This window comes from Clostridium sp. MSTE9 (assembly GCF_000277625.1).
Lineage (GTDB): Bacteria > Bacillota > Clostridia > Oscillospirales > Acutalibacteraceae > Faecalispora > Faecalispora jeddahensis.
Genome location: NZ_AKFU01000035.1, coordinates 92717 through 112170, shown reverse-complemented (window position 1 = coordinate 112170; position 19454 = coordinate 92717). Strand labels below are relative to the sequence as shown.

The 19454-nt window shown below is 51.2% G+C and carries 13 protein-coding genes; 11 read left to right on the top strand and 2 right to left on the bottom strand.

Annotation, left to right across the window (positions count from 1 at the left end; genetic code table 11):
* The first annotated feature begins 80 nt into the window (after positions 1-80).
* The 11 genes from HMPREF1141_RS09340 to HMPREF1141_RS09290 all read left to right on the top strand — a co-directional run bounded on the left by HMPREF1141_RS09340 (position 81) and on the right by HMPREF1141_RS09290 (position 15601).
* Positions 81-386: a hypothetical protein gene (locus tag HMPREF1141_RS09340; protein WP_035316864.1), complete on the top strand. Its 306-nt coding sequence runs from the start codon at positions 81-83 to the stop codon at positions 384-386.
* Between the two features lie 277 nt (positions 387-663).
* Positions 664-1914 carry an imidazolonepropionase gene (gene hutI / locus HMPREF1141_RS09335; RefSeq protein ID WP_009064319.1) on the top strand — a complete coding sequence of 417 codons (1251 nt, stop codon included), beginning with the start codon at positions 664-666 and terminating at the stop codon, positions 1912-1914.
* A 163-nt stretch (positions 1915-2077) separates the two neighbouring features.
* The gene (locus HMPREF1141_RS09330; protein ID WP_009063683.1) at positions 2078-2644 is read left to right on the top strand and encodes a cyclodeaminase/cyclohydrolase family protein; all 567 of its coding nucleotides are present in this window, start codon (positions 2078-2080) and stop codon (positions 2642-2644) included.
* 216 nt (positions 2645-2860) lie between these two features.
* On the top strand, positions 2861-3736 hold the full coding sequence (ftcD, locus tag HMPREF1141_RS09325; RefSeq protein ID WP_009063462.1) for a glutamate formimidoyltransferase: 876 nt from the start codon (positions 2861-2863) through the stop codon (positions 3734-3736).
* A gap of 428 nt (positions 3737-4164) precedes the next feature.
* On the top strand, positions 4165-6999 hold the full coding sequence (locus HMPREF1141_RS09320; RefSeq protein ID WP_155863577.1) for an AAA family ATPase: 2835 nt from the start codon (positions 4165-4167) through the stop codon (positions 6997-6999).
* A 659-nt stretch (positions 7000-7658) separates the two neighbouring features.
* Complete coding sequence (locus HMPREF1141_RS09315) at positions 7659-9380, top strand: urocanate hydratase (protein WP_009063796.1); 1722 nt, start codon at positions 7659-7661, stop codon at positions 9378-9380.
* Positions 9381-9503: 123 nt separating this feature from the next.
* Entirely contained in the window at positions 9504-11174 is a 1671-nt protein-coding gene (locus HMPREF1141_RS09310) for a formate--tetrahydrofolate ligase (protein WP_009063429.1), read from the top strand.
* Between the two features lie 201 nt (positions 11175-11375).
* Positions 11376-12593: an aconitase X catalytic domain-containing protein gene (locus HMPREF1141_RS09305; RefSeq protein WP_009064332.1), complete on the top strand. Its 1218-nt coding sequence runs from the start codon at positions 11376-11378 to the stop codon at positions 12591-12593.
* Entirely contained in the window at positions 12590-12994 is a 405-nt protein-coding gene (locus tag HMPREF1141_RS09300; protein ID WP_009064007.1) for a DUF126 domain-containing protein, read from the top strand. Before HMPREF1141_RS09305 ends, HMPREF1141_RS09300 begins: the two co-directional genes overlap by 4 nt.
* A 21-nt stretch (positions 12995-13015) precedes the next feature.
* Complete coding sequence (locus tag HMPREF1141_RS09295; protein WP_009063475.1) at positions 13016-14245, top strand: lactate racemase domain-containing protein; 1230 nt, start codon at positions 13016-13018, stop codon at positions 14243-14245.
* Between the two features lie 33 nt (positions 14246-14278).
* A complete protein-coding gene (locus HMPREF1141_RS09290) occupies positions 14279-15601 on the top strand; it encodes a Na+/H+ antiporter NhaC family protein (RefSeq protein ID WP_009063608.1) in 1323 nt (440 codons plus the stop codon).
* Positions 15602-16285: 684 nt separating this feature from the next.
* Here the strand turns inward: HMPREF1141_RS09290 and HMPREF1141_RS09280 are convergent.
* Both HMPREF1141_RS09280 and nagA read right to left on the bottom strand, forming a co-directional pair.
* Positions 16286-17962, bottom strand: a complete 1677-nt coding sequence (locus HMPREF1141_RS09280) for a recombinase family protein (RefSeq protein ID WP_009063672.1) — start codon at positions 17960-17962, stop codon at positions 16286-16288.
* 301 nt (positions 17963-18263) lie between these two features.
* The gene (gene nagA, locus HMPREF1141_RS09275; protein WP_009063865.1) at positions 18264-19445 is read right to left on the bottom strand and encodes an N-acetylglucosamine-6-phosphate deacetylase; all 1182 of its coding nucleotides are present in this window, start codon (positions 19443-19445) and stop codon (positions 18264-18266) included.
* Positions 19446-19454 lie beyond the last annotated feature (9 nt).

Genomic DNA, 19454 nt, shown 5'->3' with positions numbered 1-19454 from the left:
TTTTCGGAGAGCGGCTTGCTATCTTCTGAAAAAGACTTCACGGGTATCCCTCCGCACAGAAAGCGATCGGGAATCCCAATTTGCGCAAGAAAGCTTTCCATCCGTTCGGCGGCAGACTTTGTCTCGCTTATTATTATGGTTTGAAGGTCGGGCGGCTTGAAAAGGCCTGTTTGTGCCCGGCTGAACCCTTTCGCCCAGAAAATGACAGCAAAAAATCGCCCCGCAAAAATGGTTTATCCAATATTTATGCGGGGCTGATTGTCTCATATGTCGGTGCAGTCCGTCCGTCTTCGCATCAAACCATCCCAACGGTGGAGCCGGCCAAAGCATGGCGGCAGAATGGGCAGCATTTCTCCGTTTACCGACAGCACCGGCAAACGCTGTGATCGTCGGGAGTTTTGAAAGACTCCGGTGGACTGTAGATCCGCCGGGAAATCAGCGCGGATTCTCTGAGCGACGCATGGCGGAGAACCCTTCTGTCGTGGCAATCCGTCCTAACCGTAGACACTTTATCGACGCGCGGTCATTTATAGTACTCTTGTACCAAAGTAAATTCGTGAATTTCGTACTGTCACGTGCAGGGATAATGGTACGCAGCATACTGTCGATTTGAATTTCGGCATGGCTTACATATGTCACATTTGCAGAAAGGTGAGAGCCACTATGAACGGAAACCTGCTTATCAAAAACGCGGCGCAGATGCTCACCATGCGCGGAAACGGAGCCGCACAGCTTGGTATGATCGAGAACGGCTGGCTCTTGGCGCAGGATGGAATGATTTGGGGAATCGGTACGGAAGCGGATGTCAAAAAAATGGCGAATTCCCTTTCGAATCTGACGGTGATCGATGCCAAAGGAAAAACGGTGCTTCCCGGCTTTGTCGATTGCCACACTCACATTATGTTCGGGCAGTCACGCGTGAAGGAATACATTGTAAAGCTAACGGACGACCGCCCTGAAACACTGGCACAGCTTGGGATCAAGACGGGAATTCATGCTTCAGTGGAAATGACCCGAGAGGTTCCCATAGGGGCCTTGAGCGCACAAACGGAAAAACGTTTGATAGGGATGATGCTCCACGGTACGACAACCATTGAAAGCAAAAGCGGCTACGGCCTTACCACGGAGTCGGAGCTTCAAATGCTTCGCCTGAACCGCCATCTGAACGAAAAATTGCCTATAGATATTTACTCCACCTTCCTGGGCGCTCACGGATGGCCGCAGGACGAAAGCAAGGAAGAGTATATGAAGCGTATTATCCGGGAAATGATGCCCGTTATTCAGGAGGAAAAGCTGGCACGATTCAACGATATTTGGTGTGATGAAGGACATTACACCGCAAAGGAATCCGAAAGGATTCTGCGCGCCGGAATGGATTTTGGACTGATTCCCAGAATCCATACGGACGCCTATTCTTATATCGGAGGGTCTGATTTGGCCGCCGAAATGGGGATGGCCTCAGCCGATCACTTAAACTATACGCCGCAAGCGGTTTATCAAAAGCTGGCCGACGCGGATGTGACGGGTGTTATTTTGGTCGGCACGGAATTTTCGGTCAGGCACCCTCACCCCGCCGATATCAGAGCGATGCTGAACGCCGGTATGACGCTTGCTCTGGCAACGAACTGCTGCCCCTCCTGTTGGGCGGAGTCTATGCCGTTTATTCTGATTCTGGCCTGCCGGCAGTCGGGGTTCAGCCCGGCGGAGGCTGTCCGCGCGGCGACCTATGGCGGAGCGAAGGTGCTTCGGCTTTCAGACAGAGGCATTTTGGACGTAGGTAAGAAAGCGGATATTCAGATTTGGGATACGGATACGTACGAAAATGTTGTTTATCAATATGGCCGAAACCTTGTGGAAAGCGTCATAAAAAATGGCGACCCAATCGTTTTAAACGGGAAGCTGATCGCTGACTAATCTTATCGCTTCAAGCAACCGGATTGGCGGCACGTTGGCATTTCTCACCCCAAGAACGAACCTCCGATGGATTTAATAAAGTAACCTGACGTGAAACCGGCCAGCCGCTGGAAGACCTCGGTGGTTTTTTTAAACGAAATGACTGATAGAGAGGAAAGATGAAATGGACACCAGCATCATTTTAAAGGTGATTGATTCCAATAATTTCACAGTGGGCGGCGGTGCCGCTTCTGCGGTAGCCGGCGCTATGGCTGCCGGAATGATTTCTATGGTAGCGCGTCTGAGCATGAAGAAACCGGAATTTACCTATACGCAAGACGAGTATCAAACGCTTGCCGAGCAGGCAGATCAACTGGCAAAGGAACTGATGAACGGGGCAAACGAAGACGAGCAGGCATTTTTGCTGATAAAGGCGGCCTTTGCACTTGCCAAGGAAAGCGATGAGCAAAAGGCAGTTCGAAAAATGGCGATCAACTCGGCCGCCATACAAGCAGCCGCCGTTCCCGCGAAAAACGGCGAGCGCTGCCTGCAGGTGTATCAGCTCGGCAGGCGGCTCGAGGGCAACTCCAATCCCGCCTGCCTTTCCGACCTGAAAAGCGCACTCTTTTTATCCGAATCCGGTGTGAAGGGCTGTATTCTGAACATCGAGGCAAATCTTCCTCTGGTAAAAGAGGATACAAAAATTGCGGAATTCCAGGAAAAAATCGAGGTGCTTCACGCAGGTCTTTAATAGCCTTCGCTGAAAGGGCGGCGTTCCAAACGGCAATACACCCCGCCGAAGGGCAGAAGAACGTCACCGCTGCTTTCTGAAATCGAAATGACGATGCAAAACGGGCAGTGTTACTTGAGCGAAGAGGGCGTATCTTCCCCCGCCTTTGTCGGCGGAAGATAGAAATATCGTTCTATCAATAACACTCCTGCAAAAAATGAAAAGTGAGGGAGAAACATGAAAGTACTGTTGGCGGAAATCAATATGAGCGAAGGAACAAACCAGGAATTGATCGATCAGGTTACCGCAGCCCTGAAAAACTCAAAAGATATTGAAATTGTGGACCTGAATTCCAACTCGGATCATAACCGCACGGTGTATACTTTCCGTGGTGAGCCCAGGGCCGTGCTGGAAGCGGCAAAGAACCTCTCCCGCGTGGCGATTGAATTGATTGATATGACAAAACACCAGGGCAGTCACCCCAGAATGGGCGCCGTGGATGTAGCGCCGTTCATCCCCGTGCGGGAGGTAACGATAGAGGAAGCGCTGGAAGTCGCGCGGGAATATGGAAAGTTTCTTGGCTGCCTTGGCGTTCCGGTTTACTATTATGAAGATGCGGCGACTGCGGACTACCGTAAAAGTCTGGTCAGCATCCGCAAGGGTGAGTATGAAGGACTGCAGGAAAAAATGAAAGACTCCCTGTGGATTCCAGACGAGGGCCCCAAGGAATTTGTCCCCAAGAGCGGCGCTACTGTCACCGGCGTCCGTTTTCCGCTGGTTGCGTTCAATGTCAATCTAAAAACAGAGGACATTGACATCGGAAAGAAAATTGTGAAGGCGATCCGGGGCGCCACCGGCGGATACCAGTATGTGCGGGCAATCGCACTCCCGTTGGAAGGACAGGGAATGATTCAGGTGTCGATGAACCTGGTCAACTACGAAAAAACCCCTATCTCCCGTGTGTTTGAAACCGTAAAGGCGGAGGCAGAAAGCTACGGTGTTCTGGTCGGCAACACAGAGTTGGTCGGTCCCGTTCCGGTATACGCTTTCGAGGAGGTTCTTCGTTTTTACCTGCGTGTCAAGGACTTCTCCAGCGATCAGATTTACATGTAACGTTTTTCAATATTATTCAGTTCCCGGAACACAAAGGCGTGTTTCGGGAGCTTTTTATTATCATGACTTTGTTATAAAAAGCCGCCGTGGTATCTTTGCCCTTAGCAAAGAAAAATACCGTTTTTTCGTCACTTTGAACACAAATTGTCAATACGGAAATATCCCAACAAAAAGTAGTTGATTTTTGGAAAGAAAAAACGGATAATTTATATAATATGATTATATTTATTTGAATTTTGAAATTGAAGGGAATAAGACTCCCTTTTAGATGCCCCTAAGAAATAACAGTTGCTGCACAATACGGGGACATTTGGAATTACGGCTTGATAATAGAAAAAATGGATAAATATGTAAAACGCAATCGTTTCTGAGTCCCTGTTCACAAAAACAGACGATGGAAATAAGCAGAGAAAGGATTGGTCGTCGATATGAAAACAATTGTCGTATCTCTGATGGGTATGCCAACCATAAAAATCGATGGCAGCATAGTGAGCTTTCCGTACCGCAAGGTAGAAGGAATGTTTTACTATCTGTGTGTGAAAAAGGTTATCTCCCGGGAAGAAGCCATCAGTATTTTTTGGGCGGATAATGATGAAAAGACGGCCAAAAAAAATCTGCGGGATGTCATTTACAAGACCAAACGGCTGTTGGGAGAAAACGTACTGCTCATTTTCGGGAATTCCTCTATCCAATTAAATCAGGAGTGCAATATTACGATTGATCTGGATGAAATTGCGCCGGAGAATATCGCCGAAAAATACAGCGGCGACTTTTTAGAGCACTTCTATATTAAGAATTGCCTTGAATTTGAGGAATGGGCAGAAGACACCCGAAAAAAGTATCGCGATTTGTACATAGCTTCTCTGCAGAAAAAATTACGGTACAGGACGCAGGATAAGGACGCGTTGAGCATTAAAAAATATGCGGATATCATCATTAAAAACGATCTTTACAACGAAGAAAACTATCGGAATGTAATGCGCATTTATGCGGAAAACGGAAATTTCAACATGGCCGTTAAGCTGTATTATGAATTGAAAAAGGTTTTGTCCGAGGATATCGGTGAAGAGCCCGATGAACAGACGCAGGACCTGTTCAAAAATATTCTGTGCCTGCGGGAATGTTACAGCGCCCCCATCAAGGAGAAAAACCAGTATTTTTACGGACGCTACGAAGAGCTGTATCAAGCGCTGAATATCATCAGTACCTTCTCCTCCGGAATCGGGCAAAATCTGATTATTTCGGGAGACGCCGGCGTGGGAAAAACCGCTCTTCTCAAAAAGCTCCAGTCGCTGATTGACGAGGAGAAGTTCATCGTCATGGCTCATGAGTGCCAGTATTCAGAAAAACAACTGCTTCTGAACGTCTGGTACAATATTTTGAAAAATTTCTCCCGAAAGAAGTCTGCGCTGAGAAAAAGCTCCGCGGCTTTCAACTCCAGCACATCAAACCGGAAGGAAGAGGAACGGAATTATCTTTCTCAGGACATGTTTACGATCAATACGGAGATCATTTACAACACACTGGGGCAGATTTCCAAAAAAAGAAAGATCATTCTGATATTGGACGACATCCAGTGGATGGACAACGCAAGTCTGGAGGTGCTGAACAGCATCCTTACGAAGCTTGGGCGGGACCGGATCCTCTTTCTTGCCGCATACCGGAACAGCTACGAGCAGGAGGTAAGCAGGTTCCTGATCCCTCTCCTCTCTCACGAAGAGGCTGAAATGATTCAGCTAACGCCCTTTAACAGCAGCGATACCAAAAATATTGCCTGCGAGATTTTGCCGGAAATCAGCAACAATCCCTCCCTGCTGGAAAAAATTTATCAGGATACGGAGGGAAACGCCCTTTTCATTATCGAATTGCTCTATATTATCAAGGAAAACGGCTACTCCACAAAACTGACGACCAGAGCAACCAATATCATCCGAAGCAGACTGATGGATATTTCCGCGGGTGAACGGGACCTGCTGGACGCGATCTCCCTGTTTCCGATCGGTGTGAGCATGCAGGAGCTCAAGAGCTTTTACCCTATGGCAGAGCTGGAAATTTATGAGCTGCTGGGCAATCTGATGAACCGATACTTGATTCGGGAGGAAATGACAAACAGCGAAATCTATTACAGCTTCACCCACCATCAGGTGCACGACTATGTGCACAATCAATTGATGGCCGGCAAACGCCGAATGCTGCATGGAAAGATTGCGGAATTTTATGAACGGCAGTGCAAAGATACGTTTAACGGTTCCCTCTATTCAAAGTTGATTTATCATTTTACCGAGAACGGAAATACATATCGGTCGCTTTTTTATCGTGTCATGTACGCAGAGAGAGTGTATTCCTGTATTTACGAGATCTATCCCAATATGACGGGCTCATCTGAGCATGAGAATCTGAATGAAAATATGGCGGCGGACGAAGCCAATCTTCTTTCGCTTCTGCAGGAAATTGAAATGCTGGAAAACGGCCGGGAAAAAGCCGACCTGATGATGCGGATTCTGTTTATTCTCGGGCGATATTACAATTACTGCTGCGATTATCAAAAGGGCCTTGACTGCATAGAACGCAGCCTGCGGATCGCGGATGAATTAAAGGATAGAAGCTATATTCTGAATAACTACTGGCACTATATTTATTATGGAATCCAGGTTTCCAATCGGGAGATTATGAAAGAATTTCTCGATCGCAGCCGGGAGCTGATTGAAACCGCACGCTCCGTCAGCAAATCGGAAGAAAATAAGCTCAAACGCCTGGAAGGATTATATTTGATTCAGTGCCAGCAGTATGAGCGGGCTCATGAAATACTCCAGATTGTAATCGATAATCTGAAATGCGACCCAACCAGCTCCCCGATGGACCTGGCGGTATGCTTCAACTATGTCGGGAACATTTTCCTGATGCAAAAAGATCCGGCGCAGGCGTTTTCCTGCTATCAGCATGCCATTGAAGTGTGCGGCCGGCGGCGGATCACCACCGGCCTAGCTGTTTTTCACAAGAATGCCAGCGAGGCGCTGCTCAAGATGGGAAAACTGGAGGACGCCAGACAGTACAGCGAAACTGCGATTCAGTACTTTGACACAACACACGCGGTTTGGGGACATGCCGACGCCGAAATCAATGCGGCGAGAATTGAGCTCAAGGATAATCAATTTGAGGAAGCGCTGAAACATTACCAGGCGGCGGAACAGCTTTCTGAACGACTGGGAAACCCCGAACTGCTGAAGAAAGTGCGAAAAATGTCGAAGCTGTTCGGAAAGTGATTTTGCAGAAGCCCTCCGTCCTTTGTTTTTGAATTTTGGCAAACGGCTCTCCGGTATTTTTGCCGCGCCTTCGGGCAGAGATATCGTCCCTCCGCTGGAAAGGCGGCGCGCAAAAGCGGAAAATCGTTCTTCACTTCGGCGGGAAAACTCCAAAGGCTTTTTGGAAATGAAATGGCAATAAGGCGTGAATCAAAACTGCATCCTTGTCTTGACAATGGTCTGCTTTCCTCCTTCGGAATGGTATTTTTACCAGGGGCGGATGAGCAGGCCATCTTTGTCTTTATAAGGATTCTCCGCCGATGGCCTCCCCTATTTTCCTGAAAAAAGATAGATACGAAAGCAGAGATTCCTTCCCTGCCGAAGGGGCAGAAGAAGCGCAGCACTTTTTGAAGCTAATTTACTATATTTTTTTCACTTTTAGATTTGTTTTTCGACGCTATGCCGTTTTATTGTCGACGTATTACCGCTTCCGAATTGATATAGTTTATCCATAACAATGACGTGAAGGAAGCGGAAGGTACGTTTTTTCTGACTGTGGTCTGTCTGAAACAGAGTGCCAAAAGCACAGGTTCGGCCGCCCCGCATTCTTCTCGAATCCATTGTTTATCTGTAACAGCCATTTGGCAAACGTGATAATCAATACAAGGAGGAACAAATGTATGGCAAATGCTGAAATCTTGTATTCCGTTAAGGCGCAGCGAGGTGATGTGCTGCGCTGCAAGGGGTGGAAACAGGAGACCATCCTCAGAATGCTGGAAAACAACATGGAAAACGCTGAATATCCGGAGTTGCTGGTCATTTATGGCGGCAACGGCAAGTGCGCCCGCAACTGGGAATCGTATCACGCGATCGTGAAGTCCCTCAAAGAACTGGAAGATGATGAGACTCTGGTTGTCCAATCGGGCATGCCTGTGGCGATCTTCAAAACTCACAGGCTGGCACCCCGTGTGGTCATGGCCACGACAAACATCATGAAAGCGACCTGGGAGACGTTTTATGAGCTGCAGGACAAAAACCTGACCATATTCGCACAGTATACCGCGGCTCCTTGGGAATACATTGGCACGCAGGGCGTCATCGAGGGCACGTTTGAAACGCTGTCTGCCATCGCAGAAAAAGCGTTCGGCGGAGATTTGACCGGGCGCGTTTATCTGACGGCCGGCATGGGCGGCATGGGCGGCAATCAGACCTGGGCCATGAAAATGCATGGCGGCGTGTGCATCAACTGCGATGTGGACCGCAGGATCATTGAGCGCCGAATCGAAAAAGATTACTGCGATATCATGGTGGAAACGCTGGATGAAGCGATCGAAATGGCCAAAAAGGCCTGCGCCGAAAAGAAGCCTCTGTCCATCGGCGTACCCATCAATGCGGTTGATGCATATGAAGCCATTCTTCAGCGTAAAGACGGCTGGCTGCCGGACATTTGCTCTGAGATGTGCCCCTGCCACGATCCTCTTTCCTACATTCCCGTCGGTTACGACATGCCCACCGTTGAAGCGATGCGTGTAAACGAGCGCGACCGCTACATGCACGAAGCGCGTGAGTCCATGAAGCGCCATCTGCGCGCCATGATCGAAATGAAAAAGCGCGGCGTTGAAGTCTTTGAATACGGCACCTCCATCCGCAAGGAATGCATGGACGCCGGTATGCCCCCGGAGGAGGCAAAGCAGATTGAGGGCTTTGTAGCGGCTTACTTCCGTCCGCTGTTTAGCCGCGGCCGCGGCCCCTTCCGCTGGACCTGCATCTCGGGTGAGGTTTCGGATCTGGCTCGTCTGGATGATCTGGCGCTGGAGGTCTGCAAGGGCGACAAGCTGGTGGAACGCTGGATTAATCTGGCACATCGTGATCTGCCGATCGAGGGCCTGCCCGCACGCGTCTGCTATATGGGCTTTGGACAGCGCAAGCGCTTCGCCCTGGCAGTCAACGAGCTGATCAAAAAGGGCGAAATCAAAGGGCCGGTGGCATTCTCCCGCGATAATCTGGACTCCGGTTCCATTGTGAATCCGACCTTTGAATCCGAGAATATGCCCGACGGCGGCGACCTGATCTCTGACTGGCCGTATCTGAACGGTCTGCTCAATGCCAGCGGCATGTGCGACCTGATCGCGATTCAGGCCAATTACTCCATGGGCGAGGCAGTTCACACCGGCGTCACGCAGATTGCCGACGGCACCGATGAGGCCGCCTTCCGTCTGGAAATCGCCATGTCTGTCGATTCCGGCATCGGAGTGGTGCGCCACGCGCAGGCCGGGTATCAAATCGCGAAGGACGTCTGCAACGGCAAGGGCGATCTGACCGACGAGTCGATCAAAATTCCGCTGTGGTGGGAGCCCGCCGATAAAGTCACCTTTGGTCCCGAAGGCCGTAATGTCCGCTGAAGTCCTTCTCAGAGAAACGTTTCGGAAATGCTCTTGTGGAATCCAGATTTTCAAGAACGAATCCGATTGAGAAGATCCGCCTCGATCAATCACTGAATGGTCATGAAACAGGAGGAGAGACCCATGAGTTTGAAGAGCGATATTGAAATTGCCCAGGAAGTCGCCATGCAGCCCATTTCAGAAGTCGCCGCCCGGCTTGGAATGGGCAGGGAAACGCTGGAGCCCTATGGTCATTACAAAGCCAAGATCGATATTCATGCTTTAAAAAACGTTCCCCGCAAGGCAAAGCTGATTTTGGTCACAGCCATTAACCCCACTCCGGCGGGCGAAGGAAAGACCACCACCAGCGTAGGGCTGACGGATGCGTTGTCCAGGTTGGGCAAGAAAGCGGTCCTGTGCCTGCGCGAGCCTTCCTTGGGGCCTGTGTTTGGCGTCAAGGGCGGTGCGGCTGGCGGTGGCTATGCCCAGGTTGTCCCGATGGAAGACATCAATCTGCACTTTACCGGCGATTTTCATGCTGTGGGCGTCGCCAACAACCTGATGTCCGCTTTGATTGATAACCACATTCAACAGGGCAATGAACTGAATATCGACCCCCGCGAAATTGTGTGGAAGCGTGTTTTGGATATGAATGACCGCCAGCTTCGCCATATTGTGTGCGGTCTCGGCGGGCGGGCGGACGGTGTTCCCCGGGAGGATGGGTTTGATATCACGGTAGCCTCTGAGATCATGGCGGTGCTGTGCCTGTCCACCGATCTGGATGACCTGAAGGCGCGCCTTTCCAGGATGATCGTTGCGTTTACCCGTGACGGCAAGCCCGTTACCGCTCACGATCTGCACGCTGAAGGCGCTATGGCGGCGCTGCTGAAGGATGCCATCAAGCCGAACTTGGTGCAGACTCTGGAGCATACCCCCGCTCTGATTCATGGCGGTCCCTTTGCCAACATCGCCCACGGCTGCAATTCCGTGATGGCGACAGACACCGCCATGAAGCTGGGCGATTATGTGGTGACCGAGGCAGGCTTCGGCGCCGATCTGGGCGCGGAAAAGTTTGTCGACATCAAATGCCGCGCCTCGGGTCTCAAGCCTTCTGCGGTCGTGATCGTTGCCACGGTCCGGGCCCTGAAGCACCACGGCGGCGTGGCCAAGGCCGACCTTGGCACAGAGAATCTGGAGGCACTGAAAAAGGGTCTTCCCAATTTGCTGCAGCATGTGGAAAATGTGACTAAGGTTTATGGATTGCCCTGCGTGGTTGCCATTAACGCCTTCCCCACCGACACCGCCGCCGAGCTGAGCCTGGTGGAAGAACAGTGCAGGGCTTTGAGCGTGAATGTGGCGCTGAGCGAGGTTTGGGCCAAGGGCGGCGAAGGAGGCCGTGCGCTGGCCGAGGAAGTGCTGCGTCTCTGCGAGCAACCGAATCATTTTCAATATGTCTATGATGCGGACGATTCGATTGAGGATAAGCTGAATGCCATCGCCACCAAGGTCTACCGTGCCGATGGCGTGGATTTCACTCCTGCGGCCCGAAAGCAGCTCAAGCAGTTTACGGAGCTCGGCTTTGACAAGCTGCCGATCTGCATGGCGAAAACCCAGTTTTCGTTCTCGGACGACGCAGCTTTGTCGGGAGCACCCCAGGGCTTTTGCATCACCGTGCGCAACCTGAGGGTTGCGGCAGGCGCCGGATTCCTGGTGGCGCTCACGGGCAGCATCATGACGATGCCCGGCTTACCCAAGGTGCCGTCTGCCGATAAAATCGACATAGACAGTGAGGGCAGGATCACGGGGCTGTTTTAATCAAGGAGATCTTCTGTCATCCTCCGGCAAATCTGTGCGGCCGCTTTTCCGCCAGACTTGCCGAGGGTGAAAACAGAGGAGTTCCGGAGGCTTTCGCCTCCTGTACCCGCAGAGTGAACCGAAGCATGGGCGGACACACGGAGAGCATGCCCGCGAGGTTTGAACTGTGAACGGATATCGCCAGAAAGAAGGAGGTTCAAAATGAAATTAACCAAATACGAGCAGGAAATTCTGGACGGAAAATACGGAGAAGGTATGGCAATGGCTATGGAAATTCAGGTAGCGATCGGCGATACCTTCGATGCGGACGAAATGGTGCCGATCACTCGAACGCATGTGGCACTGTCGTCTCAGGCGGCAGATGTGTGGTTTGCGGAAGAACTGCTGAAGAAAGGCGCACACTGTATCGTTCCTCCCACCGTGAATCCCAGCATCAACATTCCGTATTTGAATGAACACTTGCACGAGGTTCCGGAAGAAGGAAAAGCGATTGTAAAGGCCTGTAACGAGGCTTATCGAAAGCTGGGGGCTACCCTTACCTTCAACTGCACGCCGTATTTGCAGCAGAACGTTCCTGCTTATGGCGAGGTCATTGCGTTTTCGGAATCCAGCGCTACGCCTTATGTCAACTCTGTGATCGGCGCAAGAACCAATCGGGAATCCTCTCAAAGCGCCCTTTGTGCGGCAATCACCGGAATGGTTCCCCGCTATGGTCTTTTGCTGGACGAAAATCGCCGGGGTCAGATTCTGGTGGACGTACAGGCACAGGTCAGCTCCGATTTTGATTACCAGCTTCTCGGGTGGTGCTATCCCGAAAAATATAAAGGCCTGGAAATTCCCGTGTTCACCGGAATTCACAGCAGACCGACTCCGGAAGGCTTTATGAATTTTGGCGCCCAGCTCAATACCTCGGGCTGCGTATCCATGTATCATGTTGTCGGTATTACTCCGGAGGCACCCACAGTGGAAGCGGCGCTGGGAAAAAATAAAGTGCTGGATCAGATTACCATTACCCAGAACGATCTGGAAGAAACCCGGGAACACCTTTGCCGCAAACCCGGCAAAATTGATTTTGCCATGTTTGGCTGCCCCCACCTGACGATCCGGCAGGTGGCGATTATTGCGGGCCTTGTTGAGGGCAAGCGCCTGGCGGTAGACACCTGGATTCTTACCAGCTCTCTTACCCGCGAGCTTGCGGACAGGATGGGGTATCTTTCCGTGATTCAGCGGGCTGGCGGGCATATTGTTTCCGATACATGCATCGACGTGCCGCCCTGTTGGCAGCCCTATTACGGTTCGGTGGGTGTTACCGATTCACCGAAGTGTGCTTACTATAACGAGATGCGTGACATTACGTTTATCATCAGACCTCTGGAGGAATCCATTGAGGCCGCTCTGCGCGGGGAGGTATTGACATGAGCAAGGAATTTACCTGCAAAAAAATCTCGAAGGGCAAGGTGGAAGGCGAGGTCATTTTATCCAGCGACGCGGTTTGCTTTTATACGGTGGAGCCTGAAACCGGTAAAGTCATTGAAAGCAATCATCACCTGAAGGATAAAAATATTGCTGGTAAAATTCTGGTAATGCCTTCCGGAAAAGGAAGCTCTGTGGTACAGGCCGACGGTCTTTACAAGCTGCAGCTCCATGGGAAAGCGCCTAAGGCCATTATCGTGCAGCATGCGGACACCGTGCTGGTTTCCAGCGCCATTATCATGAAAACACCGATGGTGCACAAGGTAGAGGAAGGCTTTTACCAGGAAATTAAAGACGGAACAAAGATTTGTGTGGACGCGGACAATGGAAAAATCACCATTTTCTGACGAACCGGAAAGGAGACGGATATGCCTGTTTTGCTGCAAGAAGATTTGCAATTCCCCTTACCGGCCATGCATAAGGTAAGGCAGATATTTCCCAGGCAGAAAACCGATGACGTGGCGGGTACGGTAAAGGAACAGCTTTCAAAGCCGGAGATTCTTTCAAAAATCCGGCCGGGAGCAAAAGTGGCGGTGGCCGTGGGGAGCCGCGGTATTCGCGGGCTGTCCGTTATCGTTAAAAGCGTGCTGGAGGGGATTCAGGCTGCGGGGGGCGACCCGTTCATTGTTTCGGCGATGGGCAGCCACGGCAGCGGTACCAGTGAAGGACAGAGAGAGGTTCTCAGGACTTACGGTATTACCCCCGAGAGCATGGGGGTACCAGTTATCACCGATGTCGATGTGGAATTGCTTGGGGCAACCGGCCGTGGCATTCAGGTCTATTTTGATAAAACAGCCCTTCATGCCGATCTGATCGTACCCATCAACCGCATTAAACTACATACGGATTTTGTGGCGGATATTCAGAGCGGCCTGTGCAAGATGCTGGTGATCGGCCTGGGAAACCATAAGGGGTGCACTGCCGTACATGAAGATGATTTTGACCACTTTGGAGATACCCTGCTGGAAGCGGCGGAAATCATTCTGAAGAAAGTTAACGTCGGATTCGGCGTGGGAATTGTGGAGAATGCCTACGATGAGACCGCCCTGGTTGAGGCGATCCCCGCGGGAACACTGATTTCTCGGGAAAAGGAACTGGTGAAGATTTCCCGATCCAATATGCCCAGCCTGATGATCCCTGAAATCGACCTTCTCATCGTGGAAGAAATCGGCAAAAACATATCGGGAGCCGGATATGACCCCAATATCCTCGGCAAAAGTTATATCCTGAAAGAATTTGTTTTGGAAGTTCCCCGCATCAACCGCATGATCCTGCTGGACGTAACGGAACAATCTCACGGTAACGCTGTGGGAATGGGAATCTTTGACGTGATTACCCGAAAGGTCTTCGATCAGTTGGACCTGGAGGCTATTTACGCCAACAGTGTGGCGGTAAAATGTATTGATGATGCAAAGATTCCTCTGATCGCGGCTGATGAGGAGGAGGCTGTCCGCATTGCGATAAAGGTCATGCGGGGAGTCGATAAAGACCATCTTCGTATTGTAAAAATCAAAAACACCTTAGAGTTGGAAACGATTGAGGTTTCGGACGCTTTGCTGGACTATGTCGCAAAGCACGAAAAACTGTCGTTGTTATGAAATCGGAGTGTAAATAAGGGTAGGAGGGAAACCATGTTAGAGATCTTTGGCAATCCTGTGGTTGTTTCCGTAGTTTTAATGTGCATACTTTGCCTTTTAAAACTAAACGTACTCGTGGTTCTCATTATTTCCGCCTTGGCTGCCGGCCTTACAGCCGGCATGACCGTCAACGATACTATGTCCGTCTTTATGGGCGGCATGGCTGGAAACGCGGAGACGGCGATCTCTTATGTTTTATTGGGTGCGATCGCGGTGGGTATCGCCCGAACCGGCCTGATGTCTATTTTGTCGGATTGGATGCAGAAGGTATTTGAAGGGAAAAAGATTCTGTTCCTTCTGGTCATCGCCGGCATTTCCAGCTTGTCCGGTACGATTATTCCGGTCAATATCGCGTTTATGCCGATCTTGATTCCCCCGTTGATTTACATGATGAATCGGATGAGGATTGACCGCCGTGCTACTGCGTGCGCCCTTTGCTGGGGAAACAGAGCGCCATATCTCTTTATTCCGGTAGGCTATGGATTGATCTTCCACAACTTAATGTCGACCAATATGACGAAATACGGCATGCCCATGAACACGATGGACGTGTGGAAGGCGATGACTTTGCCTGCCGGAGTCGGCATGACGCTTGGGCTGCTGTTCGCCATGTTCGTGCTGTATAAAAAGCCCAGAGATTATAAAGACATTGAGATTGCGGGCGTGGCATATTCGGAAGAAAAGGAAGGCAAGATTACCCTGAACAGAAAGCACATCGGCGCCATCATTGCCGCGCTTTCTACCTTTGTCATTCAGCTGATCTTCGGTTCCCTGGTCATCGGCGGAATGGTGGGTCTTCTGATTATGGCCCTTAGCGGCTGCTTTAAGTATTCGGAGCTGGACGATGTCATCAACAGCGGCATTGGCATGATCGGCTGGATTTCCTTTATCATGCTGGCGGCCAGCGGATTTTCAGAAGTTATCGTTGCCTCGCAGGGCGTTGACAAACTGGTATTGGCTTCTGCCGGCGTGCTGTCCGCTTCCAAAATCATGTCTTCGGTCGTTTTGATTCTCATTGGGTTCACAATCGTGATGGGAACCGGAACCTGCTTTGGTACCGTGCCGATTCTTGCCGCAATTTATGTCCCCATGTGCCTGACCCTCGGCTATTCCGCGCTGGGCACAGCCTGCCTGATCGGCGTTGCCGCATCGGTTGGCGATGTGTGCTCTCCCGCGTCGGACGGAACATTGGGCCCGACATCCGGTTTGAATCCGGACGGACAGCATGACCATATCTGGGATTCCACCATACCGGCCGTACTGGTGTTCTCTCTCCCCTTGTTTGTCATCGGAGTCATCACTTCTGTGGTTCTGTAATCCCAAAAGGAATGATATTCCGCCGAAGCGGCTCTTTTTGAAGCAAAAGCTTCGCGCAGGGGGAAACCCGGAAACACATTCATGTACTTCCTTTGCTGAAGCAGACAATTTGACTGCGCCAAAAAACCTCTGGTGGTAACTGTCAACCGCCAGGGGTTTTTGTATGTTCGGAAACGTCTGACGATTTTCGAACAGAACCTATTGGGTTAAAATTACCCTGCGCCGTGCTGAAAGAACGGCGCAGGGTTTTTTCCTGCCCGAGATTTGCCGCGCTGAGCATACCCATCAAGCCCCTTACCCTACCTGTCAGTCAGGAGAGCTCTACGCCCTACTTTCGGAATTATGGGATGCCAATAGGAGGAAAGGCTTTTTAGGAGTTGCGCATAAATAGATGCTTCCACCGGCGCAACGGGTGCAACTGGGGCAACCGGACCCACCGGACCTACCGGTGCTACGGGCGCGACAGGCGCAACCGGCCCCACTGGACCTACCGGCGCAACGGGCGCGACAGGTGCGACAGGCCCCACTGGCCCGACTGGACCTGCCGGTGCTGACGGTGCGATTGGGCCTACCGGCCCGACTGGCCCCACTGGCCCTACCGGACCTGCGGGCGCTGATGGTGCGATTGGGCCTACTGGCCCCACCGGTGCATTTGCATTAGGTCTAAAAATAAATAAGAGCCTGTCAATCCGGAAAATTTTTATTCTTTTCAATAAATTCAACCGCACGCTTACATGGATCGGCATATTTAAATTGGATGGTGATAGCCTGATTTTCATGGATAAAAATGGTGTCTACCAGTTCTATGAGAAGTCCGCGGTTCAATTCCTTAATGTTGTTATATTTGATAAAGTGCTGAAGATAGGGATGATCCGGGCTAACGCCCCCAAAAAGCGTTTCCTGTTCTTTGCGCAAAGAGTGCATGGTCTGCCCCAACTGTTCCAGCTGCTCTTCGTACTTCGCTTTCATCCTGCTGTAATCTTCCCTGCTGATATCGCCATTCTGCCAGCTTTCGTACAAGGAATCCTTCAAACGGGTTGCCTTTTCCAGCTCCCTTTTACGGTTTTTCAAGTTGTCGGCAATCCGGTTCGATTGAACCTGGACAACCGGTGAATCATTGATTTTCTGAATCATTTCCGCCATGGAATCGACAAGCTGGATTTGAATCTGAATCATTTTTAGGACTGCCTTGATCAAATCCTTTTCCCGAATGGTATGCTTTGAGCAGGCCGAGCCGGAGTGCTCTTTATAGGTACGGCAAACATAGTATCCATAGTTACCGTATTTTTTGCGGTGCATCGCTTTCTGGCAGTCGGCACAGCGCAAAAAGCCTGAGAACAGATACAGTTCCTTTTTATGCGGCGCGGTTCTTGTATCGCGGGCATGCAGACCTTGGGCCTTATCGAAGAGCCCCTGACTGATGATCGGCTCCTGCGTATTTTCGACGAGAAACCAATCATCCTCTGGAACAGCAACACGATGATGCACCTTGTAGCTTTTCACCTTCTGCCGGCCCTGCACCATATGGCCCAGGTAAGTGGGATTTTTCAGTATCCTTGTAACCGTTGCGGCACTCCACAACGTACATTCAAAATGAGTATTGGGGTTTTCATATTTCAATCCGTTTTCTCTTTTATAAGAGGCGGGATTGAGCGTACCCTGGCTGGAGAGTCTTTTCGCAATTGCCATCTTGCTCATCCCCTCCATGACAAACCAGCGATAGATATCACGCACCACCGCCGCGGCCTGCTCATCCACAAGCAGTTTGTTTTTATCATTCGGGTCTTTCTGATAGCCATAAGGGGCAAACGCGCCGATAAACTGACCCTGGCTGCGCTTATAGTTAAACACCTGGCGCACTTTGATAGAGGTCTCTCTGCAATGGTTGTCGTTTACAACGCCCTGCATCGGGACGGCGATGCTCTGCATCGTTTCCGGATACAGGTAGCTGTCAAGAAACGGAAGCTGCAATGAAATGAAACGGACATCGTGTAGCGGAAAAAAATACTCCAGATAATATCCCTGATCCGCGTAGTTGCGGAATGGGCGGGAGAGATCCTTTACGATAATGCAGTTTACCCTTTTTCTTTCGATATCCCGCAGCATCCGTTGAAACTCTTCGCGGGAATCATCGGTTCCCGTCAGTCCGTCATCGATGTAAAAATCGACAATGGCATATTCCTCTTCCTCTTCTGTTTTCACTTGTTCTATGTATTTCAGTATCAAAGCCTTTTGATTGATCACACTGTAGCTCACATCATTTCCATCCTCCTTGGAAAGCCGGATATACACGGCGATTTTCCACGCGCTGCGCTGCATGCCTTTCGCCGCACCTGTCAAAGCGCGATCCCTGCGCCCCATTTTGTTCCCTTCTTCCTTGCTGCTGCTTATTTTCGGGATAATTCATTTCGTCCAACTGGCCTGCATCATACGTTCCCGCGTTGCCCCCTCATCCTGAATCCACATTCATTATTTATTGCGGGGCGGCAGAACATATGACACAGTGACAAGCCGTGATCGGCGCTGACAAGCCAAAAACGTATTTTTAAGTGTTTCTTCCAGTCATAGAAGCAGAACGAGGATGTTTGCGGGGAAATCTAAAAGAATAAAAACCCACCGGCTATGCCGGTGGGTTTTTATTCTACGGCACATCTGTGCCTGTTCAGTTTTCTTTGAGGACACGTCCGCGCACCAGAACCATTTCGACATTGACATTCTCGTCAAAGAGCAGCAGGTCTGCGTCTTTGCCCTCACTGATCGAACCCTTGCGGTCATCGATCCGCAGCAGCCGCGCCGGCGTGAGCGTCATCATTTTGACCGCCTCATGCAGGGGTGCCGTGGTCATTTGCAGCATAGTGCGCACCAGACGGTCGGTGGTGGCGACGCTCCCCGCGAATGCGGAGCGATCGGGCAGCTTGGCGACGCCGTCTTCCACAATGGTCTCCATGCCGGTTTCCCGGTTGCCGAGGATATAGCTGCCGTCGGGCATACCGGCGGCGCGCATCGAATCGGTGACAAGGCAGATGCGCTCGGGGCCCTTGATCTTGTAGATCAGCTGGAGAAGCTCGGCGGGAAGATGCTTGCCGTCGGCGATGACCTCCACAAACAGATCGTCCAGCAGGTAGCCCGCTTCGATCGCGCCAGCGACGCGGTACGCATTGATGCGGCGCACACCGGACATGGCGGAGTAAAAATGGGTAAGCGCCGAGATGCCGTTTTCATAGGCGCGGAATACCTGTGGGCAGGTGGCGTCCGAATGCGCCAGCGAGCTGATGATGCCATGCTCCCGCAACGTGCGCAGAAACAGGTCTGCCCCGTCCAGCTCCACGGCAAACGACCAGCGGATAATGCGGTCGGTGCGGCGCAGCACCTCGTTGTATTCCTCTGGGTCAGGGCTGCGCAGATATTTCGGGTCCTGCGCACCGCGCTGTTCATAGGCAAAATAGGGGCCTTCCAGATGCAGGCCAAGGATGTTGGGAATGTCTTCGCGGTCCAGCTGTACCTGATTGAACAGGTCGACAAACGAAAGCAGAGATTCCTTTGTGCTGGTAATGGTGGTGGGCACGATCGAGGTGGTACCGTGCTCCATATGCTTGCGGCACGCCTGATAGATCGCATCCAGCGTTCCATCCATGAAATCGGCGCCGCCCGCGCCGTGGGTATGGATGTCGATAAAGCCTGGGGAAAGATAGCGCCTGCCCGCGTCGATGATGCGGTCTGCGGGGGCGTCGATGCTGCAGTCAAAGCGTACCTGCGAGATGACGCCGTCTTCCACCAAAAGCTCGCCGGGGGTAACGCCGGTGGGCGTTACGATCCGGGCGTTGCGAAACAGGATTGAAGTCATTGAGATCCC